Source organism: Aeromonas sp. QDB34 (assembly GCF_027705405.1).
GTDB classification, from domain to species: Bacteria; Pseudomonadota; Gammaproteobacteria; order Enterobacterales; family Aeromonadaceae; genus Aeromonas; species Aeromonas hydrophila.
In genome coordinates, this window is sequence record NZ_JAPDBT010000007.1 from 92,324 (window position 1) to 115,022 (window position 22,699).

Here is a 22,699-nt window from a genome sequence, read left to right on the forward strand (position 1 = left end):
TGCAAGGCTAATCGATGAAACTGCGTCACCAACTGGTCACCCTCTCCCTGGGCCTGTCACTGCTCCTGATCGTCATCCTGGGCAGCCTGCTGGCGCTTTTTATCCGCCACCTGCTGGAAGTGAACCTGGAGGAGAAGGGGGGCGATCTGGCACGGGTGCTGGCGGCGGACCAGCGGGTAGTGCAGGCGCTGGAGTGGGGCAGCGATCCGGGTCTGCGCGACTATGTGCAGGGGATCTGCAGCCGTACCGATGCCGCCTACATGGTAGTGACCGACGAGCACGCCCGCCGGCTGAGCCACCCCTCCCCGGAGCTGGTGGGTGGCCTGTTTCGCGGTGAGGATATCTGGCCCTCCCTCAACGAGCGCAGCAGTTATTGCTCCAAGGACGTGGGCACCCTGGGGCCGGCCATTCGCTGCTTTGCCCCGGTGATCGGGGCGGACGGGCGCGCCATCGGCGCCGTGGTGGTGGGTTATCTGATGCAGACGGTGGAGGGCATCTATCTGGATCGGATCGCCCTGCTCATCAGCGCCATCGGCGCCGTGCTGGGCTGCGGCCTGCTGCTGGCGCTCTGGATCCAGCATCGGCTGCGGCGCACCCTGCTGGATCTGGAGCCGGAGACCATCGTCAACCGCTTCGTGCTGCAGGAGCTGGTGCTGGAGCACATTTCGGAGGGGGTGATCGCTCTCGACAGTCACGGCCATATCCGCATGCTCAACAGCGCCGCCTTTTACCAGCTGCGCCTGCCCGGCACCGGTCGCCACTCCCTGCTTGGCCAGCCGCTGGCGGAGTTGTCGCCGCCGCTCGCCCCCGCCCTGACCCAGGTCGAGACCGAGCTCGGCTTCACCGTGCACGGCGAGTCCTTCATCGGGCGCTGGCAGGCGGTGGAGGGCAAGATCCCCGGCCGGCTGCTGATCTTCAGCCGCCCCGAGGTGACCGGCAGCCTCGGCATGCAGGTGACTCACCTGCGCCAGTATGCCGAGATGCTGCGGATGCAAACCCACGAGTTCGCCAACAAGCTCAGCAGCCTCTCCGGCCTGCTGCAGCTGGGCCATGTGGAGCAGGCGGTGGAGCTGATCCAGCAGGAGAGCGAGGCGTGCCAGACCATGCTGCACGATCTGCTGCGGGCCATCGAGGACAAGCCGGTGGCCGGGCTCATCCTCGGCAAGTTCAGCCGGGCCCGCGAGCTCGGGGTGGAGCTGGTGCTGGATCCCGATTCGGCGCTGGGCGAGTACCCGGCGGCGGTGTCGGCGGATCTCATCACCCTCATCGGCAACCTGCTGGACAACGGCATTCGCGCCGCCTGGGCCCGGCGCAAGCAGTGTCCGCCACGGGTGCTCATCTCCCTCAACGACTTCGGGCGCCGGCTGGTGATCGAGGTGGAGGACAGCGGCGAGGGGGTGGACGAGGCGCTGGCGGATCATCTGTTTGATTACGGCATCAGTCGCCAGACCGGCGATCACGGTGTCGGCCTGTTCCTGGTCAAGGAGACGGTGGCCAGGCGAGGGGGTGTGATAGAATGGCGCCGCACCGCCGAACAGACGACGCTGTTCGGTATCTACTTGAATAAAAACCAATTGGTGTGATCTATGGAGCCCATTTTCACTCTGGTGATCGAGGATGACGAACGGATAGGATCCATTCTGGCCGAGCTGGTCTCCTCCACCCCCGGATTTTCCCTGCTGGGTCGGGCCGAGAGCCTGACCCAGGCCGATCTCATGATGCGCGCGGCCCAGCCGCAACTGTTGCTGGTGGACATCTCCCTGCCCGACGGCTCCGGCCTGGAGTGGGTGAACCGGCTGCGCAGCCACAACCGCGAAGCCTACGTCATCATGGTGACCGCCTCCTGCGACGTGGAGACCATCCAGCAGGCCCTCAATCAGGGGGTGCAGGATTACATCATCAAACCGCTGCGGCTGTTTCGCATCCAGCAGAGCCTGGACGAGATCCTCACCCTGCACCGGCGCATCTGCGAGCGCGGCTCCCTCGAGCAGAGCGACCTGGACCGCTTGATGGGCAAGGTGAGGCCCCAGGGGCGCGAGGTGCGTGACACCCCCAAGGGGATCGACGCCATCACCCTGCGCCAGGTGCTGGAGCTGCTGGCGGGTGAGCCGGACAGCGCCTTCTCCACCGACACGGTGGCGCTGCGCTTGTCCCTCAGCCGCACCACGGCGCGCCGCTATCTGGAGTATCTGGAATCGGAGGACCGGGTGGATGTGGACCTCAACTACGGTCAGCGTGGCCGGCCCGAGCGCCGCTACCACTGGCGGCGGGGCAGTTGAGCCGCTTGCCGCATGCGGATGCATACCAACAAAAAGGGAGCCTGAGCTCCCTTTTTTGTGTCTGTCGTTGGTGTAAAAAGGCCGCTCAGGCCTCTTCCAGCAGGGCCGGGCGGGCCTTCGGTTTGAACTGGGAGAGCATGACCCCCGCCAGGATGAGACCGCCCCCCAGCAGGTGGTAGCCGTGTATCGGCTCCCCCAGGCTGATGACGGCGATCAGCGCCGTGCACAGCGGCATCAGGTTCATGAACACCGAGGTGCGCTCTGCCCCCATGCAGGCAAGGCCGCGCATCCAGCAGTAGGCGGCGAAGAGGGAGGAGGCGATGCCGGCAAACAGCACCAGTCCCCAGCCTTCGGCCGGCACCGCCAGCGACTCGGCACAGAGGGCCACCGGGATCAGCAGCAAGACCGCCAGCAGGATCTGCAGGTAGAGGTTGAGCCAGGGGCCGAACGGCAGCTGCCAGCGGCGGATCAACAGGCCATAGAGGGCGTAGCTGGCGGAGCCGAGCAGCATCAGGCCGTCCCCCTGATTGATGCCGTCGTGCAGCAGTGCCAGCGGCTGGCCCAGGCTCAGCAGCCAGAATACCCCGAACAGGGAGATACTCATGCCGAGCAGCGCCTGTTTGCCCGGCCGTTGGCCGAATAAGAGCGCGCTCTGCAGCAGGGTCAGCAGCGGGATGAGGGAGCCGATGACCCCCATGTTGGTGGCCGAGGTGGTGTGGGCGGCGTAGTAGGCGAGGCACTGATAAAGCACCATGCCAAGGGCCGCCAGCACCAGCAGCTTGCCGAGCCAGGGGCGGATCTCGCCACGGCGGCGCCACAGCTGCGGCAGGCAGAAGGGGGTCAGTGCCAGGGAGGCGATCACCCAGCGGTAGAAGGAGATGGCCGCGGGATCCAGCACATCGGCGGCGGCCTTGGACACCACGGTATTGGTGGCCCAGATCAGCACGGCGAGCAGCGGAAACATCAGCGGGTAGAAGATACGCATCAAAGACTCCTTATTATCGAGGTGACCAGTCTACCCTTGTCTTTCTGATATCAAGTAACGTAAAACTGACAAATCATCCCGCGCAAAGGACAATCCGCCCGCCATGGCCATACGTCACTACCATCCGACGGACCTGCATCTGCCAGCGCCCAATCCGCTCTATCTGCGCTATCAGCAGATTCAGGCCGAGAGCGCATGTGCGCCCCACAGCCACCCCTGGGGCCAGCTCAGCCTCATCAGTCTGGGGGTGATGGAGATAGTGCTGGACGATCACCGGCTGGTGGCGCCGGCCGACTACCTCATCTGGGTGCCGGCGGATCTGGAGCACGCCTCCTACAACCAGCAGGCTCTCGATTACACCTCCATCTACGTCAATCACGCCCTGGCGGCGCGGCTGCCGGCCGAGCCCAGGCTGCTGCAGATGACCCCGCTGATCCGCGCCATGCTGGCGGATTTTTGCGATCGCAAGCTGGGCCACATGGCGGATGAGTGGGACGTGCGCCAGGCCGAGCTGCTGGTGGAGAAGCTGACCCGCACCCGCTGCCAGGACAGCTACCTGCCCATGAGCCAGGACAAGCTGCTGGCCCCCATGCTGGCTGCGCTCTACAGCGACCCCGCCGACCCGCGCACCCTGGCCCAGTGGGCCGAGCAGCTGCACACCACCGAGCGCACCCTGGCCAGGCGCTGCGTGCGGGAACTGGGGATGAACTTCGGCCAGTGGCGGGCCCGCCTCAAGCTGCTCAAGGCGCTGGCCTGGCTCAAGGGCGAACTGCCGGTGCAGGAGATTGGCTGGCGGCTCGGTTACGGCTCCACCTCGGCCTTTATCGCCATGTTCAACCGGGAGCTGGGCTGCTCGCCCCAGCGTTATCGCCAGCAGCTGGGCATCGGTGCCGGGCAGGCGGCGCTCCAGCAATGAAAAGGGAGCCCGCAGGCGCCCTTGTTGATCATGAGAGGGGCTTAGAAGAAGCCGAGGGGATTGATGTCGTGGCTCACCAGCAGGTTCTTGGTGTTCTGGTAGTGGTCCAGCATCATCTTGTGGGTCTCGCGGCCGATCCCTGACTTCTTGTAGCCGCCAAAGGCCGCGTGCGCCGGGTAGGCGTGGTAGCAGTTGACCCAGACCCGGCCGGCCTGGATACCGCGTCCCATGCGCCAGGCCAGGTTGCTGTCGCGTGTCCACAGGCCCGCTCCCAGCCCGTACTGGGTGTCGTTGGCAATCGCCAGCGCATCCGCCTCGTCCTTGAAGGTAGTGACCCCGAGCGCCGGCCCGAAGATCTCCTCCTGGAACACCCGCATCTTGTTCTGACCCGAGAAGATGGTGGGCTGGATGTAGAAGCCCCCCTCCAGCCCGCTCACCCTGGCCGGGCCGCCGCCGATCAGCATCTTGGCCCCTTCGCCGCGACCGATCTCCATGTAGCTCAGGATCTTGTCGAACTGCTCGCGCGACGCCTGGGCACCGACCTGGGTGGATGTGTCGAGGGGATTGCCCTGCACTATGGTGCGGGCGCGGGCCAGTACCTTGTCCATGAAGTCGTCATAGATGCTGGCCTGTACCAGGGCACGGGAGGGGCAGGTGCATACCTCGCCCTGGTTGAAGAAGGTCATCAGCATCCCTTCCACTGCCTTGTCGATGTAACTGCTCTCGTGCTGCATCACGTCGGCGAAGTAGATGTTGGGGGACTTGCCCCCCAGCTCCACGGTGGAGGGGATCAGCTTGTCGGCGGCGCAGCGCAGGATATGGGCACCCACCTCGGTGGAGCCGGTGAAGGCGAGCTTCTGGATGCGGTTGCTGGTGGCGAGCGCCTGGCCCGCCTCGGCGCCGAAGCCGTTGACCACGTTGACCACCCCGGCAGGCAGGATGTCCTTGATGAGATCCATCATCAGCATGATGGTGACCGGGGTCTGCTCGGCGGGCTTGAGCACGCTGCAGCAGCCGGCCGCCAGCACCGGGGCCAGCTTCCAGGCCGCCATCAGCAGCGGGAAGTTCCACGGGATGATCTGGCCGACTACCCCGATGGGCTCCTTGAAGTGGTAGCTGACGGTGTTCTGATCCAGCTCGGCGGCCGAGCCCTCCTGGGCGCGGATGCAGCCGGCGAAGTAGCGGAAGTGATCCACCACCAGCGGCAGGTCGGCGGCCAGGGTCTCGCGCACCGCCTTGCCGTTCTCCCAGGTCTCGGCGATGGCGAGCACCTCGATGTTCTGTTCGATGCGATCGGCGATGCGCAGCAGCAGGTTGCTGCGCTCGGTGACGCTGGTCTTGCTCCAGCTGGCAAATGCCTTGTGGGCGGCATCCAGCGCCAGCTCTATGTCGGCGGCGTCGGAGCGGGCCACTTCGCAGAACACCTTGCCGTCCACCGGCGAGATATTTTCAAAGTAGCGGCCGGCGCGTGGCGCCACCCACTCACCACCGATGAAGTTGTCGTAACGGGACTTGAAGCTGACCAGGGCACCTGCCTGACCGGGAGCGGTATAAATCATCTCATCATCCTTTATGTGTGTGGTCCTGACCGGGCTGGCGGGCAACCCGGTTGCTGCTGTGTATCGCAAGGGGCGTGCCAGAGGGTCTGACCAGCACAGTAAAAGTTACAAAAACGTTATCAAACGGGGTGCGGCAGCGTATCTTGGTTAACCAATGACCAGGGCGAAGGTGAGGAAACTGTGCCGATTCTGGACAGTGACCGTGACAGTCGTGCCGTTTGTGAACAGGAGGCGTGATGAGCGTGTTATCCGCATTTGCCGGCCCCATGCGTGCCGTTTGTGAACAGGAGGTATGGTGAGCGAATTATCTCAATCCAGTGCCAGCCCGATCGAGCGTTCCTGGCAGCGCTGCCTGCATCAGGGGCTGAGCCGCCGGCAGAGCGCCGAGCTGGACTTGCTGCCCCAGGGGGAGCTGTCGGCCCGTCAGGAGCAGCACAGGGTGCTGATCGCCAGCTTCCAGCGTTTCGTGTTGCCGCTGTTTGGCCAGTTGCTGGCAGGGCGCCCCTGTCGGTTGATGCTGTGCGATGGCGAGGGCGCCATCCTGGCCGCCAGTGGTGACGACGGCTTCGCCCGCCACGCCGAGCGCATTTTTTTGTGCAGCGGCGCCCGCTGGGGGGAGGCGAGCAAGGGCACCAACGCTATCGGCACCGCGCTGGCCGAGCAGAGCGAGGTGCAGGTGCTCGGCAATCAGCACTTCTTCGCCCAGCACAGCTTTCTCAGCTGCAGCGCCTGTCCGCTGCTCGGGCCAGACGGGCAACTACTCGGGGTGCTCGACATCTCCACCGATGCGGCTCATCACGACGGTGACATGCTGGGCACGGTGCGGCTGTTGGCCATGACCCTGGAAAACGCGTTGCTGGCACGCCAGCCGGGCTGGCTGGTGGATCTCGAGCCCCAGAGTCTCTGGTCCGCCCGTCTGCTGCTGGGGGAGGAGGGCGAGCTGCTCGGAGCCAACCGGGCCGGTCGGCTCTGGCTCGGCCAGCACCCCTTCGACGGCAAGCAGCTGCTGCGGGATCGACGCGGGCTGAGACTGGTGCCGGAGGCTCATCCCGTGGCGACCCTGCCCAGCCTGCCGGCCGATGCCGGCGATTCGCACGGCCGGCAGGTGCCGCTCAAGATGCTGGAGCGCGGCATCTCGCTGCTCATCGAGGGGGAGACCGGCAGCGGCAAGGAGCATCTGGTGCGCGAACTGCACGGGCAGTCGAGCCGGCGGGCACAACCGCTGGTGTGCGTCAACTGCGGCGCCCTGCCGGCCGATCTGGTGGAGGCCGAGCTGTTTGGCTATGTGGGGGGCGCCTTCAGCGGTGCCCGCAGCCAGGGCAGCCAGGGGTATCTGCGCGCCGCCCACGGCGGCATCCTGATGTTGGACGAGATCGGCGAGCTGCCGCTGCTGGCCCAGACCCGGTTGCTCAGAGTGCTGCAGGAGCGCGCCGTCACCCCGGTTGGCAGCCACAAACCCGAGGCGGTGGATTTCTGGCTGGTCAGCGCCAGCCATCGGGATCTGGCGGCCATGGTGGCGGCCGGCACCTTCCGCGAAGATCTCTACTACCGTATCTGCGGCTGGCGCCAGCAGCTGGCGCCGCTGCGCGACTGGCCGCCCCGCGAGCGGCAGGCGCTGGTTCGGCGGCTACTGGCAGAGATGGATCCTGCCCTGCGCCTGACCGATGAGGCCGAGCGCCAACTGCTGGCCTACCCGCTGCCCGGCAACGTGCGCCAGCTCAAGCAGGCGCTGGAGGTGGCCTGCGTGCTGGCGGAGGGGCAGGGCTGGATTGAGCTTGCCCACCTGCATCTGCCGACCGTGGCCGTGGCGCCGGCCGCCACCACAGCGCTGGCGGGCAGCACATTGCGCGAGCAGAACCGGCAACGGGTGCAGCAGACCCTGACAGAGTGCGATGGCAACGTGAGCGAGGCGGCTCGCCGGCTCGGCATCAGCCGTACCACCCTCTATCGGGCGCTGCGGGAGGCAGGCTGAGGTGTTTTTTACCCGAGCTTTTTCGTGGTTAAGATGGGTCCACAAGAGACCCTTTGATGATTCTTTTGCATGGCATGGAGTGCTTTATGACGCGTACCCGATTTGATTGGCAAGACCCCTTCTTTCTCGATGCCCAGCTCGGCGAAGAGGAGCGGCTCATCCGCGACGCCGCCCGCGACTACTGTCAGGCGCGGCTGATGCCCAGGGTGCTGGAGGCGAACCGCCGCGAGCAGTTTGACCGCACCATCATGAACGAGCTGGGGGAGCTGGGACTGCTCGGCGCCACCCTGCCGGAGCAGTATGGCTGCGCCGGGGTCAATCACGTGGCCTACGGCCTCATCGCCCGGGAGGTGGAGCGGGTCGACAGTGGCTACCGTTCGGCCATGAGCGTGCAGTCGTCCCTGGTGATGCACCCGATCCACGCCTATGGCGACGAGGCCCAGCGCCAGCGTTGGTTGCCGGGGCTGGCCCGGGGCGAGCTGGTGGGCTGCTTCGGCCTCACCGAGCCGGACGCGGGCTCCGACCCTGGCTCCATGAAGAGCCGCGCCGAGCGGGTTGACGGCGGCTATCTGCTGACCGGCAACAAGATGTGGATCACCAACTCCCCCATCGCCGATCTGTTCGTGGTGTGGGCCAAGCTGGATGGCGAGATCACCGGCTTCGTGCTGGAGAAGGGGATGGCCGGGCTCTCTGCCCCCAAGATCGAGGGCAAGTTCTCCCTGCGCGCCTCCATCACCGGCGAGATAGTGATGGAGCGGGTCTTCGTGCCAGAAGCGAACCGGCTGGCCGGAGTGAGCGGTCTCAAGGGGCCGTTCGGCTGCCTCAACAAGGCGCGCTACGGCATCGCCTGGGGCGCGCTTGGCGCCGCCGAGTTCTGCTGGCATGCCGCCCGTCAGTACGGGCTGGATCGCCAGCAGTTCGGCCGCCCGCTGGCCGCCACCCAGCTGTTTCAGCTCAAGCTGGCCAACATGCAGACCGAGATTGCCCTCGGCCTGCAGGGCTGCCTGCAGGCCGGGCGCCTGATGGACGAAGGGCTCTGCCCGGTGGAGCTGGTGTCGCTCATCAAGCGCAACAGCTGCGGCAAGGCGCTGGAGATAGCCCGCGTCGCCCGCGACATGCACGGCGGCAACGGCATCAGCGACGAGTTTCACGTCATTCGCCACGTGATGAACCTGGAGGCGGTCAACACCTACGAGGGGACCCACGACATCCACGCCCTGATCCTGGGGCGGGCCCAGACCGACCTGCAGGCGTTTGAGTGATGGGGCCCCTTGCCGGCGTGCGCGTGCTGGATCTCAGCCGCGTGCTGGCCGGCCCCTGGGCCAGCCAGCTGCTTGCCGATCTCGGCGCCGACGTGGTCAAGGTGGAGGCCCCCGGGCGCGGCGACGACACCCGCCACTGGGGCCCGCCCGAGCTGGTGGCGGGGGAGGCGGCCTACTTTCATGCCGCCAACCGGGGCAAGCGCTCCATCGCCCTGGATCTAGCGCGCGACAGAAACACCCTGCTGGCATTGGTGGACTGTGCCGACGTGGTGATCGAGAACTTCAAGGTAGGGGGGCTGGCGCGCTACGGCCTCGACTACCCGAGCCTCAAGGCCCGCCGTCCGGCGCTCATCTACTGCTCCATCACCGGTTTTGGCCAGGACGGTCCCTGGGCCCAGCGACCCGGTTACGATCTGCTGATCCAGGGTCTGGGCGGCTTGATGAGCATCACCGGCCAGCCCGACGAGGCCCCCGGCGGCGGGCCGGTCAAGGTGGGGGTGGCGCTTGTCGACATCCTCACCGGCCTCTACGCCACCATCGGCATCCAGGCGGCCCTGCGCCACCGTGAGCGAACCGGGGAGGGGCAGCAGATCGATCTGGCCCTGCTCGACGTGTCGGTGGCGGTGCTGGCCAACCAGGCGATGAACTATCTCGCCACCGGGCAGGCGCCCGGACGCCTTGGCAACGGCCACCCCAATATCGTTCCCTACGACGTCTATCCCACCCGGGATGGTCATCTGATCCTCGCGGTGGGCAACGACGGCCAGTTTGCCGCGCTGGCGGCCCTGCTGGGGGAACCAGGGTGGGCGACGGACCCCGACTTTGCCAGCAACAGCGCCCGGGTGCGCCAGCGCCACCGGCTCAATGCCCTGATTGCCGAGCGGCTGCTGGCGCGCAGCAGCGCCGAGTGGAGTGCCATGCTGGAGGCGGCCGGGGTGCCGGGCGGCCCCATCCTCGCTCTGGATGCGCTGTTTGCCCTCGAGCAGGGGGCGGTGCGCGGCTGGGTGCAGCAGGTGCAGCGTGGCGAACAATCCTTGCCCACCCTGGCCAACCCGCTGCATCTGTCGGCCACCCCGGTGCGCTACGGGCGCGCCTCGCCGGCGCTGGACGGGGACCGGGATAGCGTGCTGCGCGACTGGCTCGGGCAGGGCTGAACCGGTTGCTTTAGGCGGGGAAGTTGCGCCTGCCCGACGGGATGCTCCCGCTTTCTACCCTTATGTCCTCTCATCTGCCCCGGTGCTGGAGCCCGGGGCCGTCCCCCGTTATGATGCGCCCCGTCCATTCATCTGTTGAGGAACTTCCCATGGCACAACACATTGGCGCCCTGGCCCTGCTGGTGGCCGATTACGATCAGGCCATCACCTTCTTTACCCAGGGACTGGGGTTCGAGCTGCTGGAAGACACTCCCCTCGACGAGCCGGGCAAACCGGGCAAGCGCTGGGTGCGGGTTGCCCCCAAGGGGGCCCCCGGTTCCGCGCTGTTGCTGGCGCGGGCCGCCACCCCGGAGCAGCGGGCCGCCATCGGCCAGCAGGGGGGCGGCCGGGTCTTCCTGTTCCTCGAGACCGACGACTTCTGGGGCGATTACCAGCGCATGCAGGCGTACGGTGTCCATTTTTGTGAACAGCCGCGTATCGAGGCTTACGGCACCGTGGTGGTATTCGAGGACATCAGTGGCAATCGCTGGGATCTGCTGCAACTCACTGCTGCCAACTGAATCTGAAAACGTTTATCATCCCGCCTGTCATAAAGTCATAAAAGTGTCACAGAAAGTTCTAATAATTGGCGCACCCATCTTCACAGAGGAGAGAGAAGGGATATGGCTAAGCGAATTCTGGTGGTCGAGGACGAAGCACCGATCCGCGAAATGCTCTGCTTCGTGCTCGAGCAGAAGGGATATGAAACAGTAGAAGCTGAAGATTTTGCCGACGGATTGGCGAAGGTGCGCGAACCCTACCCCGAACTCATCGTGCTGGACTGGATGATGCCGGGCGGCAGCGGCATCCAGTTCATCAAGCAGCTCAAGCAGGATGAGGTGACCCGCCAGATCCCGGTGGTGATGCTGACCGCCCGCGGCGAGGAAGAGGACAAGGTGCGCGGGCTGGAGGCGGGGGCCGATGACTACATCACCAAGCCGTTCTCGCCCAAGGAGCTCACCGCCCGTCTGCATGCGGTGATGCGCCGCGTCTCCCCCACCTCGGTGGACGAGGTGATCGAGGTGCAGGGGCTCAAACTGGACCCCGTCTCCCACCGGGTCAGCGCCGAGGAGAAGGCGCTCGACATGGGGCCGACCGAATTCAAGCTGCTGCACTTCTTCATGACCCACCCGGAGCGGGTCTACAGCCGCGAGCAGCTGCTCAACAATGTCTGGGGTACCAATGTGTACGTCGAGGACAGAACCGTGGATGTGCACATCCGTCGCCTGCGCAAGGCCATTGAAGAGACGGGGCACGATCGCTTGATCCAGACGGTGCGCGGCGCAGGCTATCGCTTCTCAACCCGTCTGTAGAGGAAGTTATGTTGCAACCTTATGCCTGGCGGCGCCAGTTGTGGCGAATGGCGTTCTTCTATGCGCCCTTCGCCTTGGTCGGCTGGTTGACGAATACCCTCGCCCTCTGCCTGCTGGCGGCCACCGTGCTGCACCTGGGCTGGCACTATCGCTTCCAGAAGCGGCTGTCGGACTGGCTGTGGCACGATCGCAGCCTGGTGCCCCCCAACGGCAGCGGCAGCTGGGAGTACATTTTCAACGGCATCTACAAGTTGCAGCAGCGCCACCGGGCCCGTCGCCGGGAGCTGGCGGGGCTGATCCGCCGCTTTCGGGAAGGGGCCGAGGCACTGCCCGATGCGGCCGTGGTGTTTCGCACCGACGGCAGCATCCTCTGGTGCAACCGGCTGGCCGAGCAGCTGCTCGGTTTTCGCTGGCCGGAAGACGCCGGTCAGCACATCGGCAACCTCATTCGCAATCCCGCCTTCGGCGCCTACCTCGGCAAGGGGCAGTATGACGAACCGTTCGAGATGACCTCGCCCATCAACGAGGAGAAGTTTCTCGAGTTTCGGATCATGCCCTACGCCGAGGATCAGGCCATGCTGGTGGTGCGGGACGTGACCCGGCTGCGTAGCCTGGAGAAGACCCGCAAGCACTTCGTCTCCAACGTCTCCCACGAGCTGCGCACCCCGCTCACCGTGCTCAAGGGTTATCTGGAGATGACCGAGGAGCCGCCGCCGCCCGCCATGTGGGCCAAGGCGCACAAAGTGATGATGGAGCAGACCATCCGCATGGACAATCTGGTCAATCAGCTGCTCACCCTGTCGCGCATCGAGGCGGCGCCGAGCGTGGATCTCTCCCACCTGGTGGACATGCCCGCCATGCTGGGGCTGCTGGAACAGGAGGCGCGGGCGCTCTCCGGCGAGCGGGCCCACCAGATCGAGTTCATGGTGCAGCCCAATCTGTTGGTGCGTGGCGATCAGGATCAATTGCGCAGCGCCGTCTCCAACCTGGTCTACAACGCTATCCACTACACCCCGGCGGGGCGCAAGATCACGGTGGAGTGGCGCAAGCAGGGGGCGATGGCGCTGTTTGCGGTGCAGGACGAGGGGGAGGGGATCCCGCCCGAGCACCTGGCGCGGCTCACCGAGCGCTTCTATCGGGTCGACAAGGCCCGCTCCCGTCACACCGGCGGCTCGGGGCTCGGGCTTGCCATCGTCAAGCATGCCCTGAGTCACCACGACTGCCAGCTCGACATCGAGAGCCGGGTTGGCCTCGGCAGCCGCTTCAGCTTTCTCATCCCCGGCCGCATGGTGGTGGTGAAATAGTCTTTTCCGGCAAGGGGTTGGCATCAAAAGAGGGCGGCGATGGCGGCCCTTTTTTCATTTGTTAAACAAGCCCGCCATGTCATTAAAGTGTCACATTAAATCCATAAATTTGTCACTGCCAGGTCAGATACTGGCGCCGTCTTGAGAACGGACCTGTCGCCGGTTTGGCGCAGGGAGAGCACGAAACGCGACCAGCCGATCGCAGTGCTCGGGATGTGACCACTTTCGGCCTCAGATTGACGCTTGCCTTCTGCCACCACAGGACTGGGGGAAGAGGGCAGGAAATGACACTCAGCGCATCGCTCGGCGTGACCGGCGGTGAGCCAAGTTAACCCGTGTTTTGATGGACTGCGTTCTGCAACCTTGGAGAGATTGGATGAAACTCAACAAACTGGCTGGTGTAATCGGATTCACCGCAGCTACCCTGTTTTCCGTCAGCACCCTGGCTGCCGGTGTGGATAAAAACCTGCCGGATTACACTCCGACCAGCGGCATCTCGGGCAACCTGTCCTCTGTCGGCTCGGACACCCTGGCCAACATGATGACCCTGTGGGCCGAAGAATTTAAGCGCATGTATCCCAACGTCAACGTGCAGATCCAGGCCGCCGGTTCCTCCACCGCGCCGACCGCACTGACCGAAGGCGTTGCCCAGTTCGGCCCCATGAGCCGCGCCATGAAATCCGGCGAGGAAGAGGCCTTCGAGAAGCGCTACGGTTACAAGCCGACCGCCATCCGCGTCGCGGTCGATGCCCTGGCGGTGTTCGTCAACAAGGACAACCCCATCAAGGGGCTGACCATGCCGCAACTGGATGCCATCTTCTCCAGCACCCTCAAGTGCGGCGAAGCCAAGGCCGCCACCAAGTGGGCTGATCTGGGTCTGGACGGCAACTGGTCTTCCAAGGATCTGCAACTGTTCGGTCGCAACTCGGTGTCCGGTACCTACGGTTACTTCAAGGAACACGCCCTGTGCAACGGTGACTTCAAGAGCGGCGTGAACGAGCAGCCGGGTTCTGCCTCTGTGGTGCAGTCGGTTTCCTCCTCCCTGAACGGCATCGGCTACTCCGGCATCGGTTACGTCACCTCCGGCGTGCGTGCCGTACCGCTCTCCAAGGATGGCAAGACCTTCATCGAGGCGACCTCTGACAACGCCATCACCGGCAAGTATCCGCTGTCGCGCTTCCTGTACGTTTACGTGAACAAGCACCCGAACAAGCCGCTCTCTCCGATGGAGCAAGAGTTCCTGAAGATGGTGCTCTCCAAGGCGGGCCAGAACATCGTTGCCAAAGATGGCTACGTCCCGGTACCGGCCAAGGTGGTCGAAGCCGACCTGAAGAAACTGGGCATCATGTAAGCCGGTTTCCTTTGCCAGACGGGCCCTGCGGGGCCCGTTTTGTTTTTTGGCCGCCATCCGATTGCAGTATGTGACCGCTTTCGCCAGACCGGGTGATTTGTCGACTTGCACCGGACGCCCGCATTTCCGAAAATAGGGCATCTTTATGGTGAAGGACACCTCCATGACATCTCCCCTGTTCAAGCTTGGCCTGGCGGCACTCTGTTCCACCCTGCTCGCCAGCTGTGCCCAGTCTCCAACCGGCCGCAGCCAGATGCTGCTGTTCTCGCCCCAGCAGATGAGCAAGCTGGGGGCCGACTCCTTCGAAGAGATGAAGAAGCAGGAGAAGGTGAGCACGGATGCGAAGATGAACGCCTATGTCTCCTGCGTTGCCAAGGCGGTGACCGCTCAGGTGCCGAGCCAGTACGGCATCACCAGCTGGGAAGTGGTGGTGTTTGACTCCAAGCAGGTCAACGCCTTCGCCCTGCCCGGCGGCAAGATCGGGGTCTACAGCGGCCTGCTCAAGGTGGCCAAAAACCAGGATCAGCTCGCCACCGTCATCGGTCACGAGCTGACCCACGTGCTGGCCCAGCACTCCAACGAGCGTCTCTCCCGCAGCCAGCTGACCGGCCTTGGCCTGGCGGCGGCCGACATCGCCATGGGCAGCAGCGAATACCGCGGTGCCACCATGGCGGCGCTGGGGCTCGGGGTGGAGGTCGGCGTCATGCTGCCCTATGGCCGCGAGCAGGAGAGCGAGGCGGACCGGCTGGGTCTGGATCTGATGGCCCGCGCCGGTTTCAATCCGGCCGAAGCGATTCCGCTGTGGCAGAACATGAGTGCGGCCGCGGGCGGCAATGCACCGCCCCAGCTGCTCTCCACCCACCCCAGCAACGAGAACCGGATCGCCGAGCTGCAGGCCCAGCAGGCTGAAGCCGTGCCGCTCTACGAGCAGGCCCGCGCCTCCGGGCTGGTACCCCAATGCAAGGCATAAGCCTGCGCATGGCGCGGCCCGATGACGCCGCCGCCATGACGGTGATGCAGCGGGCCAGCTGGCTCGCCGCATACGGCGGCGTGCTCGGTGCCGACATGCTGGCCCAGCTGGCGGTGACCGAACATCTGCAGATCTGGCAGCGCCGGCTGGCGGAAGAGGGCCCCAGGCCCATGCTGCTGTGTCAGGACGAAGTGGTCATCGGCCTGCTCTACTGGCAGCCGGAGACGACGGGGGAGTACCCCACCGCCTGGATCCGCGCCTTTTACCTGCACCCCGACCACTGGCGCCAGGGCCACGGCAAGCGGCTGTGGCAGGCGGTGGCGATGCAGATGCGGCGCGCCGGCTGTGAAGGCGTCAGATTGTGGCTGCTCGATGGCAACCACATCGGCGAGGGGTTCTACCTGCGCCGCGGCTTCATGTTTGATGGTCAGGAGCGCACCCTGATGAGCCTCGGCCAACCCTGCCTGCAGCGACAAATGTTTCGTTTGCTTTGATCTCTCTCCCGTTTTTCGCCTCCGGTCACTTTATTTTTTTTGCGAATTAATACAATGTCCCCCTCTGGACAGGTTGAGGTGAGGCGACTCATCGACAAGGGAGTGTGGCATGTATTACGGCTTTGATATTGGTGGCACCAAGATAGCGTTCGCTGTGTATGACGGCGCCTTGAATCTCTGTCATGAGGAGCGCATGAGCACTCCCGGCAATGATTACGAAGGGCTGCAGCAGCTGATCCGCGCGCGGGTCGAACAGGCGGATGCCCGTTTCGGCGCCCGTGGTGCGGTGGGCATCGGCTTTCCCGGCATTCTCAACCGGCACGACCACAGCATAGTGGCGGCCAATCTGCCCTCCATCAATGGTCGCCACCTGGGCGCCGATCTGGCCGAACTGCTGGAGCGTCCGGTCAAGGTGGACAACGATGCCAACTGCTTCCTCTGGTCCGAGGTACATCAGGGGGCGGCGGCAGGGGCCGACAGCGCCCTCGGCGTCACCATCGGCACCGGCATCGGCGGCGCCGTCTATCTGGCGGGCAAGCTCATTCAGGGCCGCAACTGGCTAGCGGGGGAGATAGGCCACTACCCGCTGCCGGCTACCATGCTGATGAAGTACCCCGACCTGCCTCGTCCCCGTTGCGGCTGCGGCCGTCTGGTCTGTTTTGAAACCTATGCCTCCGGCACCGGGCTGGAGCGGCTCTACCACCACTTTCACGGCCAGCGTGCCAGCGGCCACCAGATAGTGGGGCGCTTCGAGGCGCACGAACCCCATGCGGTGGCGACGGTCGACTGCTGGCTCGAAATCATGGCTGCCGGACTGGCCACCGCCATCTCGGTGGTCGACCCCGACGTGGTGGTGCTGGGGGGCGGTCTGAGCGGTCTGCCCGCGCTCTACGAACAGCTGCCGCTGCGCCTGCCTGGCCATCTGCTGCCCGGGGTCGCCCTGCCCGAGATCCGCGAGGCCCGCTTCGGCGGCGCCGGTGGGGTGCGCGGGGCCGCCTTGCTCAATTTATGAGATCAGATCCGGGGTCTGATCTCCCCAATAAAGGAGTCCATCATGACCTCTCTTGAAATCTGTATCGACAATCTGGAATCCCTGTTTACCGCCCAGGAGGCTGGCGCGAATCGCATCGAGCTCTGCTCTGCGCTGGGGCTGGGCGGCCTGACTCCCTCCTATGGCTTCATGCAGCTGGCGGCGCGCCATGCCACCGTTCCCGTCTACGCCATGATCCGGCCCCGGGCCGGCGACTTCTGCTTTGGCGAAGGGGAGTTCGAGATGATGCTGCAGGATATCACGGCGGCCCGTGCCGCCGGTCTGCAGGGAGTGGTGGTCGGTCTGCTGGACGAGCAGGGACGGGTGCCTGCCGCCAAACTCACCCAGCTGGTCGAGGCGGCAGGGCCCCTTGGCGTTACCTTCCACCGCGCCATCGACCTCTCCTTCGACTGGCGCCTCGACTTGGAGACCATAGTCGCCGCCGGCTGCGAGCGCATTCTGAGCTCGGGCCACGCGCCGACCGCGCTGGCGGGCCTCGAGACCCTGCAGGCGATGCAGCAGGCGCTGGCGGGGCGGGCCAGCCTGATGCCGGGGGCCGGGGTCAATGCCGACAACGTGCGCACCATAGTGGAGTTCACCGGGGTGAACGAGGTGCACATGTCCGGCATGGGCTGGCGCGGCGGCATGGTGCCCCATGGCGTCAACATGGGCACCTCGGACGATGGTCGGGTCAATATCACCGACGGCGCCAAGGTGGCGGCGGTTCGGGCTCTGCTGGACAGGGCCTGATACGGGCCGTGCGGCGATATGGTGTCTCGTCATGGGGCGTCAACATGGGCACCTCGGACGACGGCCGGGTCAATATCACCGACGGCGCCAAGGTTGCTGCGGTGCGGGCTCTGCTGGACAGGGCCTGATACCGGCTCGGCGAAGGAGATAATCCTACGAGACAGAAGGGCGCCGCGTGTCGGCGCCCTTCTGTCAGCTTGTGTGAACTCTCTCCCACGGTAGGGGAAATCAGGCGCCAGGCCGGCAGCACCCGGCGCAAAAGTCTGATATTATCCCGTCTCTTTTACCCTCAGGACCCGGAGCAACTTCTCAATGTCCCAATACGACTCTATCGAACAGAAGGCCAGCTATGGCATCGGCCGCAACATGGGTGATCAACTGGCGCAGCAATCCTTCGCCGGTCTGGATATCCCGGCCCTGCAACAAGGTCTGGCAGATGCCCTGAATGGTCTGGAGTTCGCGGTCAGCCGTGACGATATCAACGATGCCTTCCAGGTCATCACTGCCCGCATGCAGGAAGAGCAGGAAGCCGTCGCCAAGGCTGCCGCCGCCGAAGGCGAAGCCTTCCTGGCTGACAACGCCAAGCGCGCCGAAGTGAAGACCACCGAGTCCGGTCTGCAATACGAAGTGCTGGTGGAAGGCAACGGTGCCGTACCGGTAGCCGGTCAGTCCGTGCGCGTGCACTACCACGGTACCTTCACCCACGGTGGCGTGTTCGACAGCTCCGTCGCCCGCGGCCAGCCGGCCGAATTCCCGGTCACTGGCGTGATCGCCGGCTGGGTAGAAGCGCTGCAACTGATGCCGGTTGGTTCCAAGTGGAAGCTCTACATTCCGCAGGATCTGGCTTACGGCGCACGCGGTGCCGGTTCCATCCCGCCGTACTCTGCCCTGGTATTCGAAGTGGAGCTGCTGGACATCCTGTGATCCGGCTGGCTTGATTGATACAGACGGCGACCCTAGGGTCGCCGTCTGTTTTTTTGCGCCGCGCGCGGCGGGGCATGGGCAGCGCCTGCGCTTTTGGATATAGTCATGGCTCCTGCTGGGAGAGCGCCCATGGCTGCCATCATTGAAGTCATCGATCTCGTCAAGCACTTCCCCGGTGTGAAAGCGGTGGATGGGCTCAGCTTTGCCATTCCCGCCGGCAGCTGTTTCGGCCTGCTCGGCCCGAACGGGGCGGGCAAGACCACCACCATCGAGCTGCTGGAGGGGATCCTTACCCCGGACAGCGGCCAGATCCTGTTTCACGGCGCCCCCCGCGGCCCCGACTACCGCTCCCGCATCGGCATCCAGTTCCAGCACACGGCGCTGCAGGATTTCCTGACGGTGCGCGATACCCTGCGGCTGTTTGCCAGCCTCTACCCGGCCTCCTTGCCCCAGGCTCAGCTCATCGAGCTGTGTGCGCTGGGAGAATTTATCGATCGGGACAGCCGCAAGCTCTCCGGCGGTCAGCGGCAACGGCTGCTGCTGGCGCTGGCCCTGCTCGGCGACCCCGAGCTGCTGTTTCTGGACGAGCCCACCACGGGGCTCGATCCCCAGGCCCGCCACCACTTCTGGCAGCGCATCGAGGCGATCAAGGCGCAGGGCAAGACGGTGGTGCTCACCACTCACTACATGGACGAGGCCCAGCAGCTGTGCGATCAGATTGCCATCGTCGATCACGGCCATCTGCTCAGCCTGGATACCCCGGTCGCCCTGCTGGCCCAGCATTTTGACGGTGTGCTGGTGCGCCTTGCGGCTCACCCGGCCCTCATCAGTCTCGGTTATCCCCTGCGCCCGCTGGGCGAGCAGGTGGAGCTGAGCTGCCCTGACGTGGCGGACTTGCTGCCACGGCTGCTGAGCCTGGGCGTGCCGCTGACCGGCATGCAGGTGCGCTCCCCCAATCTGGAGGATCTCTTCCTCCACCTGACCGGTCACAGCCTGCGGAGCGGCGCATGAACGCGGGCCGGTGGTACCCCGCAGCGGCGCCTGTCTGCATGCCGTCCCAGCCTGCCAGCCCAAGGAGCACCCGATGACGGGATCCCTCAAGCGCATCGGCGCGCTCTTCTATGCCCGCAACCTGGAGTTCGTGCGGGATCGGGCCGCGCTTGTCTGGAACCTGGCCTTTCCGCTGTTGCTGGTGCTGGGGTTCACCCTCATCTTCTCCGGCCCGCCCAAGCCGCTGGTGCAGATGGGCGTGGTGGGGGAGCTGCCCGCGGCCTATGCCCCGCTGCGCGCCGTGCCGCTGCTCAAGCTCATCCCCTATGACGAGGAGGAGAAGGGCCGGCTCAAGGTGCGCCACCATCAGCTGGATCTGCTGCTCTCGCCCGGCACGGGTCGTTACTGGATCAACCCGGACGCCCCCCAGGGAGCCATGGCCGAGTATCTGCTGCGCCAAGCCGTGCCGGCGCAGCTGGTGCGGGAGACCCTGAGCGGGCGCGCCATTCGCTACGGTGACTGGCTGCTGCCCGGAGTGATCGGCATGAACCTGATGTTCTCCGGCTTGTTCGGGGTGGGCTTCGTCATCGTCCGCTACCGCAAGAACGGGGTGCTCAAGCGGCTGCGGGCCACTCCGCTCTCGGCCGCCGAGTTTCTCTGCGCCCAGCTGCTGTCGCGCATCCTGATCACCCTGGTGGTGAGCCTGCTGGTATTTTTGGTGGCCTACGGCCTGCTTGGAGTGCCGCTGCTGGGCTCGGGCTGGCTGCTGCTGTTGATCGCCCTGCTGGGCGGGGCGTCCATGGCGTCCCTCGGTCTGCTGGTGGCGGCCCGCATCCAGAACGAGGAGCTGGCGAGTGGGCTGCTCAACGTCATCAGCATGCCGATGATGTTTCTCTCCGGTGTCTGGTTCTCGCTGGAAGGGGCCCCCGCCTGGCTGCAGCAGCTGGCGGCCTGGCTGCCGCTCAGCCAGATCATCGCGGCGGCCCGCGCCGTCATGCTGGAAGGAGCAGGCTGGGCCGAGGTGGCGGCGCCACTGGGCTGGGTCCTGCTGTTCACGCTCTGCTGCATCACCCTGGGCAGTGCCCTGTTCAAATGGAGTCACCGATGAAATCACTACCGCTGGTTGGCGGGGCCCTGCTGGTTCTGCTGTTGAGTCTGCCGGCCAGTGCCGGCGCCATGCGCTGCAAGAATGCGCTGATAACAGAAGGGGACAGCACCGCCGAGATGCTGCTCAAGTGCGGCGAACCCATGCTGCGCGAGGAGCTGACCCGCAACGAGGAGAATCAGTTCGGCAACCTGATGCAGGTGAAGTATGGGGAGCGCTGGACCTACAACTTCGGCAAGAACGAGTTCATGCGCTTCGTCACCGTGCGCAACGGGGTGATCACCGACATCGAAAACGGCCCGCGCGGCGAGTAGCCGGCGGGCAAAGACGTGCATGGACGCAGACTACAAAACAGAAAGGACTATGGAAGTTACCCCAACAGCAGGGTGGTGTGACGCAGGCCGCGAACCTCCAGATTGATCTGCCGGGCCAGACTCAGGGTCTGACGGCAGGTCAGGCTCTCCAGATTGATCTCGCCACCGCTGAACTCGAACCGCCCGTGGGCCTCCACCATGAAGCTGCCGTGATGGAAGCTCTTGATGTAGCGGGCAATCTGGCGGGGAGACAAGTTCTTGAACACCTTCATCACAAAACACCTGTTGCGTGGACAGGGCACACTATGGCGTTGCCAGGTGACACGGATGTGACAGTTTGTGGAGGTTTGTATGAATCCAGTTTGTCCTCCGCCCACATTGGCTGTCCATGTGGGGCGGGAGTGAAAAAAGGCTGCCATGACAAGCCGTTGCCCCGATATACTGCGGGCAGTTTAACGCCATGAACAAGAAGGGTCTGCGTGTGGAATGGGTGGATGTGGTGGATGGAAACAATCGGGTGGTCGGGGTTGCCGAGCGTGCCAAGGTGCGGCGGGAGAACCTCTGCCACCGCGCCAGCTATATCCTGGTGCTCGACGAGGCTGACCGCATCCTGGTGCAGCGCCGCACCCTCAGCAAGGATTTCTGCCCCGGCATGCTGGATGCGTGCGCCGGTGGCGTGGTCACCACGGGCGAGCTGATGGAGCCCTCCGCCCGCCGCGAACTGGCCGAGGAGCTGGGGATCCGCGATGTGCCGCTGCAGGCATTCGGTGACTTCTATGCCGAAGGGGAGGGGTATCGGGTCTGGGGCGGTCTCTTCAGCTGCCGCTATCAGGGGCCGCTGCAACTGCAGGTCGAAGAGGTGAGCGAGGTGTGCTGGATGAGCCAGGCGGAGATCGCCGCGCGGGCCGCCGAATTTACCCCCGACTCTCTGCTCGCCATCGCCACCTGGCAGGCGCGGCGCTGACGCGCACCCAGCATGCAAAACGGGCAGCCACTGGCTGCCCGTTTTGTTTCGGGGCGGGGGATGTTAGACCAGCCTGAGCCGGCGGTTGGTGCGCCCGCACGGACTGGCACCGGCGAGCCAGTGGCCCTGCCACTCGGTGACCAGACGCAGCAGCGGGTATTCCAGATCGAGCCGGGTCACCACCAGCTGACCGACGCCATCGCCGATGACCGGCTCGCCGCTGGCCAGATCGATGATCTCGATGAGGCAGCTTTCGTTGACGATGAAGCCTTGGCCAGGCTGGCTCTCATAGGCGATCACCCCCGCATCCTGCAGCAACAGGCAGTTGAGCGCCCGGATGCCGTGCACCGCCTGCAACGGCCGGGTATCGGGGTGGGAGGATTCGCACAGCAGGGCGCAGCGCAGGCTGTCGCTCGGCACGTCGGCTCGCTCTGCCGCCTCCAGCAGATCCAGCAGCACCGCCAGCGGCCCGACGAACCCGGTCGGCTCATAGCGCTGCAGCGCCTCCAGCTGGCGCCCGGTATCGTGGGGGCCGCAGGGCACCACGGGCGCACCCAGCTGGCGGGCGCCGTTGTCGAAGATGAAGGCGGTGGGGCTGATGTGGTAGTCGTGGCCGTTGAGCAATACCTCCCCGGCCTTGAAACCGGCTGCGAACAGGGCGCGCGCCGCCCCCCACCAGTCGGCACCGGCGTACTCGGGAATGGCCAGCTGGCCTGGGCAGGCGAAGACCCGCAGCGCCTGGCTGGCGGGGCGGCCGGTGAGGCCGGCAAAGGGCGGGTGAGCCTGCTGGGCGGCGAACAGTTCGCTGGCATTGAGCAGGGGCAGGCTGGTCAGCTCGCCCAGATCCTGCAGGCGACGCTGGCGGTAGGCACTGGAATAACCGGCGCAATACTGGCCGACATGGGTAAGCAGGTGATTGAGTTGATCCAGTTGTTGCTGCTCTCGCAAGGCGGAGGGGCGAATTTCCAGTCCATCGTAATAGTGCTGCATGAGGCCTCCTTGGTCGGCTGATCCTGCTCAAGGT

General features: G+C 65.2%; 24 protein-coding genes. 20 read left to right on the forward strand and 4 right to left on the reverse strand.

The annotated features are described in order from the left end of the window. The first annotated feature begins 14 nt into the window (after nucleotides 1–14). Together OKC29_RS11735 and OKC29_RS11740 are read left to right on the forward strand one after the other, a co-directional pair. On the forward strand, nucleotides 15–1,583 hold the full coding sequence (locus tag OKC29_RS11735) for an ATP-binding protein (protein WP_073349278.1): 1,569 nt from the start codon (nucleotides 15–17) through the stop codon (nucleotides 1,581–1,583). Nucleotides 1,584–1,586: 3 nt separating this feature from the next. Continuing rightward, the gene (locus OKC29_RS11740) at nucleotides 1,587–2,279 is read left to right on the forward strand and encodes a response regulator (protein WP_011705161.1); all 693 of its coding nucleotides are present in this window, start codon (nucleotides 1,587–1,589) and stop codon (nucleotides 2,277–2,279) included. Nucleotides 2,280–2,364: 85 nt separating this feature from the next. Here the strand turns inward: OKC29_RS11740 and OKC29_RS11745 are convergent, their stop codons facing one another. Continuing rightward, on the reverse strand, nucleotides 2,365–3,264 hold the full coding sequence (locus tag OKC29_RS11745) for a DMT family transporter (RefSeq protein WP_073349280.1): 900 nt from the start codon (nucleotides 3,262–3,264) through the stop codon (nucleotides 2,365–2,367). Between the two features lie 103 nt (nucleotides 3,265–3,367). Here OKC29_RS11745 and OKC29_RS11750 point away from each other — a divergent pair, with 103 nt between their 5' ends. Further along, a complete protein-coding gene (locus OKC29_RS11750; RefSeq protein WP_073349282.1) occupies nucleotides 3,368–4,180 on the forward strand; it encodes an AraC family transcriptional regulator in 813 nt (270 codons plus the stop codon). Between the two features lie 41 nt (nucleotides 4,181–4,221). On the opposite strand, the gene exaC is transcribed toward OKC29_RS11750, so the two are convergent. Continuing rightward, a complete protein-coding gene (gene exaC / locus OKC29_RS11755) occupies nucleotides 4,222–5,739 on the reverse strand; it encodes an acetaldehyde dehydrogenase ExaC (protein ID WP_073349283.1) in 1,518 nt (505 codons plus the stop codon). A gap of 295 nt (nucleotides 5,740–6,034) precedes the next feature. On the opposite strand from exaC, the gene OKC29_RS11760 reads away from it, so the two are divergent. From OKC29_RS11760 to OKC29_RS11835, 16 genes are all read left to right on the forward strand, one after another. After that, nucleotides 6,035–7,711, forward strand: coding sequence for a sigma-54-dependent Fis family transcriptional regulator (locus tag OKC29_RS11760; protein WP_073352372.1), 1,677 nt, complete (start codon nucleotides 6,035–6,037; stop codon nucleotides 7,709–7,711). An 86-nt stretch (nucleotides 7,712–7,797) separates the two neighbouring features. Then, a complete protein-coding gene (locus OKC29_RS11765) occupies nucleotides 7,798–8,973 on the forward strand; it encodes an acyl-CoA dehydrogenase (protein ID WP_073349285.1) in 1,176 nt (391 codons plus the stop codon). Continuing rightward, the gene (locus OKC29_RS11770) at nucleotides 8,973–10,127 is read left to right on the forward strand and encodes a CaiB/BaiF CoA transferase family protein (protein WP_073349287.1); all 1,155 of its coding nucleotides are present in this window, start codon (nucleotides 8,973–8,975) and stop codon (nucleotides 10,125–10,127) included. The genes OKC29_RS11765 and OKC29_RS11770 overlap by 1 nt, the downstream gene beginning before the upstream one ends. A gap of 149 nt (nucleotides 10,128–10,276) precedes the next feature. Next, nucleotides 10,277–10,687, forward strand: a complete 411-nt coding sequence (locus OKC29_RS11775; RefSeq protein WP_162275634.1) for a VOC family protein — start codon at nucleotides 10,277–10,279, stop codon at nucleotides 10,685–10,687. A gap of 102 nt (nucleotides 10,688–10,789) precedes the next feature. Next, entirely contained in the window at nucleotides 10,790–11,479 is a 690-nt protein-coding gene (gene phoB / locus OKC29_RS11780; RefSeq protein ID WP_005298527.1) for a phosphate regulon transcriptional regulator PhoB, read from the forward strand. Nucleotides 11,480–11,487: 8 nt separating this feature from the next. Beyond that, nucleotides 11,488–12,783, forward strand: coding sequence for a phosphate regulon sensor histidine kinase PhoR (gene phoR, locus OKC29_RS11785; RefSeq protein WP_024944739.1), 1,296 nt, complete (start codon nucleotides 11,488–11,490; stop codon nucleotides 12,781–12,783). A gap of 376 nt (nucleotides 12,784–13,159) precedes the next feature. Next, nucleotides 13,160–14,134: a PstS family phosphate ABC transporter substrate-binding protein gene (locus OKC29_RS11790; protein ID WP_011705170.1), complete on the forward strand. Its 975-nt coding sequence runs from the start codon at nucleotides 13,160–13,162 to the stop codon at nucleotides 14,132–14,134. 163 nt (nucleotides 14,135–14,297) lie between these two features. Continuing rightward, nucleotides 14,298–15,104, forward strand: coding sequence for a M48 family metallopeptidase (locus OKC29_RS11795; RefSeq protein WP_011705171.1), 807 nt, complete (start codon nucleotides 14,298–14,300; stop codon nucleotides 15,102–15,104). After that, a complete protein-coding gene (locus OKC29_RS11800) occupies nucleotides 15,092–15,598 on the forward strand; it encodes a GNAT family N-acetyltransferase (protein ID WP_073349291.1) in 507 nt (168 codons plus the stop codon). Before OKC29_RS11795 ends, OKC29_RS11800 begins: the two co-directional genes overlap by 13 nt. 109 nt (nucleotides 15,599–15,707) lie before the next feature. Beyond that, nucleotides 15,708–16,610 carry an ROK family protein gene (locus OKC29_RS11805; protein ID WP_017408554.1) on the forward strand — a complete coding sequence of 301 codons (903 nt, stop codon included), beginning with the start codon at nucleotides 15,708–15,710 and terminating at the stop codon, nucleotides 16,608–16,610. Between the two features lie 42 nt (nucleotides 16,611–16,652). Continuing rightward, nucleotides 16,653–17,378: a copper homeostasis protein CutC gene (locus tag OKC29_RS11810; protein WP_073349293.1), complete on the forward strand. Its 726-nt coding sequence runs from the start codon at nucleotides 16,653–16,655 to the stop codon at nucleotides 17,376–17,378. 8 nt (nucleotides 17,379–17,386) lie between these two features. Beyond that, nucleotides 17,387–17,506: a copper homeostasis protein CutC gene (locus OKC29_RS11815; protein WP_083557432.1), complete on the forward strand. Its 120-nt coding sequence runs from the start codon at nucleotides 17,387–17,389 to the stop codon at nucleotides 17,504–17,506. Between the two features lie 184 nt (nucleotides 17,507–17,690). Continuing rightward, nucleotides 17,691–18,302 carry an FKBP-type peptidyl-prolyl cis-trans isomerase gene (locus OKC29_RS11820; RefSeq protein WP_073349295.1) on the forward strand — a complete coding sequence of 204 codons (612 nt, stop codon included), beginning with the start codon at nucleotides 17,691–17,693 and terminating at the stop codon, nucleotides 18,300–18,302. Between the two features lie 129 nt (nucleotides 18,303–18,431). Next, nucleotides 18,432–19,313, forward strand: coding sequence for an ABC transporter ATP-binding protein (locus OKC29_RS11825; RefSeq protein ID WP_073349297.1), 882 nt, complete (start codon nucleotides 18,432–18,434; stop codon nucleotides 19,311–19,313). Nucleotides 19,314–19,386: 73 nt separating this feature from the next. Continuing rightward, on the forward strand, nucleotides 19,387–20,400 hold the full coding sequence (locus OKC29_RS11830; protein WP_073349299.1) for an ABC transporter permease: 1,014 nt from the start codon (nucleotides 19,387–19,389) through the stop codon (nucleotides 20,398–20,400). Beyond that, nucleotides 20,385–20,711 carry a DUF2845 domain-containing protein gene (locus tag OKC29_RS11835; RefSeq protein ID WP_162275635.1) on the forward strand — a complete coding sequence of 109 codons (327 nt, stop codon included), beginning with the start codon at nucleotides 20,385–20,387 and terminating at the stop codon, nucleotides 20,709–20,711. Before OKC29_RS11830 ends, OKC29_RS11835 begins: the two co-directional genes overlap by 16 nt. Nucleotides 20,712–20,767: 56 nt before the next feature. Here the strand turns inward: OKC29_RS11835 and OKC29_RS11840 are convergent, their stop codons facing one another. Continuing rightward, complete coding sequence (locus OKC29_RS11840; protein WP_016349931.1) at nucleotides 20,768–20,983, reverse strand: DUF1107 domain-containing protein; 216 nt, start codon at nucleotides 20,981–20,983, stop codon at nucleotides 20,768–20,770. Between the two features lie 188 nt (nucleotides 20,984–21,171). On the opposite strand from OKC29_RS11840, the gene yfcD reads away from it, so the two are divergent. After that, nucleotides 21,172–21,675, forward strand: a complete 504-nt coding sequence (gene yfcD / locus OKC29_RS11845) for an NUDIX hydrolase YfcD (protein WP_073349306.1) — start codon at nucleotides 21,172–21,174, stop codon at nucleotides 21,673–21,675. A gap of 63 nt (nucleotides 21,676–21,738) precedes the next feature. Here the strand turns inward: yfcD and OKC29_RS11850 are convergent, their stop codons facing one another. Further along, the gene (locus OKC29_RS11850; RefSeq protein WP_041218244.1) at nucleotides 21,739–22,665 is read right to left on the reverse strand and encodes a phenylacetate--CoA ligase family protein; all 927 of its coding nucleotides are present in this window, start codon (nucleotides 22,663–22,665) and stop codon (nucleotides 21,739–21,741) included. Between the last annotated feature and the right edge of the window lie 34 nt (nucleotides 22,666–22,699).

Coding starts and splice junctions, on each gene's coding strand:
- OKC29_RS11850 (WP_041218244.1), bottom strand. CDS start 22,665: ATGCAGCACTATTACGATGGACTGGAAATTCGCCCCTCCGCCTTGCGA.
- OKC29_RS11835 (WP_162275635.1), top strand. CDS start 20,385: ATGGAGTCACCGATGAAATCACTACCGCTGGTTGGCGGGGCCCTGCTG.
- OKC29_RS11810 (WP_073349293.1), top strand. CDS start 16,653: ATGACCTCTCTTGAAATCTGTATCGACAATCTGGAATCCCTGTTTACC.
- OKC29_RS11825 (WP_073349297.1), top strand. CDS start 18,432: ATGGCTGCCATCATTGAAGTCATCGATCTCGTCAAGCACTTCCCCGGT.
- OKC29_RS11800 (WP_073349291.1), top strand. CDS start 15,092: ATGCAAGGCATAAGCCTGCGCATGGCGCGGCCCGATGACGCCGCCGCC.
- OKC29_RS11790 (WP_011705170.1), top strand. CDS start 13,160: ATGAAACTCAACAAACTGGCTGGTGTAATCGGATTCACCGCAGCTACC.
- OKC29_RS11795 (WP_011705171.1), top strand. CDS start 14,298: ATGACATCTCCCCTGTTCAAGCTTGGCCTGGCGGCACTCTGTTCCACC.
- OKC29_RS11765 (WP_073349285.1), top strand. CDS start 7,798: ATGACGCGTACCCGATTTGATTGGCAAGACCCCTTCTTTCTCGATGCC.
- exaC (WP_073349283.1), bottom strand. CDS start 5,739: ATGATTTATACCGCTCCCGGTCAGGCAGGTGCCCTGGTCAGCTTCAAG.
- OKC29_RS11745 (WP_073349280.1), bottom strand. CDS start 3,264: ATGCGTATCTTCTACCCGCTGATGTTTCCGCTGCTCGCCGTGCTGATC.
- OKC29_RS11735 (WP_073349278.1), top strand. CDS start 15: ATGAAACTGCGTCACCAACTGGTCACCCTCTCCCTGGGCCTGTCACTG.
- yfcD (WP_073349306.1), top strand. CDS start 21,172: ATGAACAAGAAGGGTCTGCGTGTGGAATGGGTGGATGTGGTGGATGGA.
- OKC29_RS11770 (WP_073349287.1), top strand. CDS start 8,973: ATGGGGCCCCTTGCCGGCGTGCGCGTGCTGGATCTCAGCCGCGTGCTG.
- phoR (WP_024944739.1), top strand. CDS start 11,488: ATGTTGCAACCTTATGCCTGGCGGCGCCAGTTGTGGCGAATGGCGTTC.
- OKC29_RS11830 (WP_073349299.1), top strand. CDS start 19,387: ATGACGGGATCCCTCAAGCGCATCGGCGCGCTCTTCTATGCCCGCAAC.
- OKC29_RS11805 (WP_017408554.1), top strand. CDS start 15,708: ATGTATTACGGCTTTGATATTGGTGGCACCAAGATAGCGTTCGCTGTG.
- OKC29_RS11750 (WP_073349282.1), top strand. CDS start 3,368: ATGGCCATACGTCACTACCATCCGACGGACCTGCATCTGCCAGCGCCC.
- OKC29_RS11775 (WP_162275634.1), top strand. CDS start 10,277: ATGGCACAACACATTGGCGCCCTGGCCCTGCTGGTGGCCGATTACGAT.
- OKC29_RS11740 (WP_011705161.1), top strand. CDS start 1,587: ATGGAGCCCATTTTCACTCTGGTGATCGAGGATGACGAACGGATAGGA.
- phoB (WP_005298527.1), top strand. CDS start 10,790: ATGGCTAAGCGAATTCTGGTGGTCGAGGACGAAGCACCGATCCGCGAA.
- OKC29_RS11840 (WP_016349931.1), bottom strand. CDS start 20,983: ATGAAGGTGTTCAAGAACTTGTCTCCCCGCCAGATTGCCCGCTACATC.
- OKC29_RS11820 (WP_073349295.1), top strand. CDS start 17,691: ATGTCCCAATACGACTCTATCGAACAGAAGGCCAGCTATGGCATCGGC.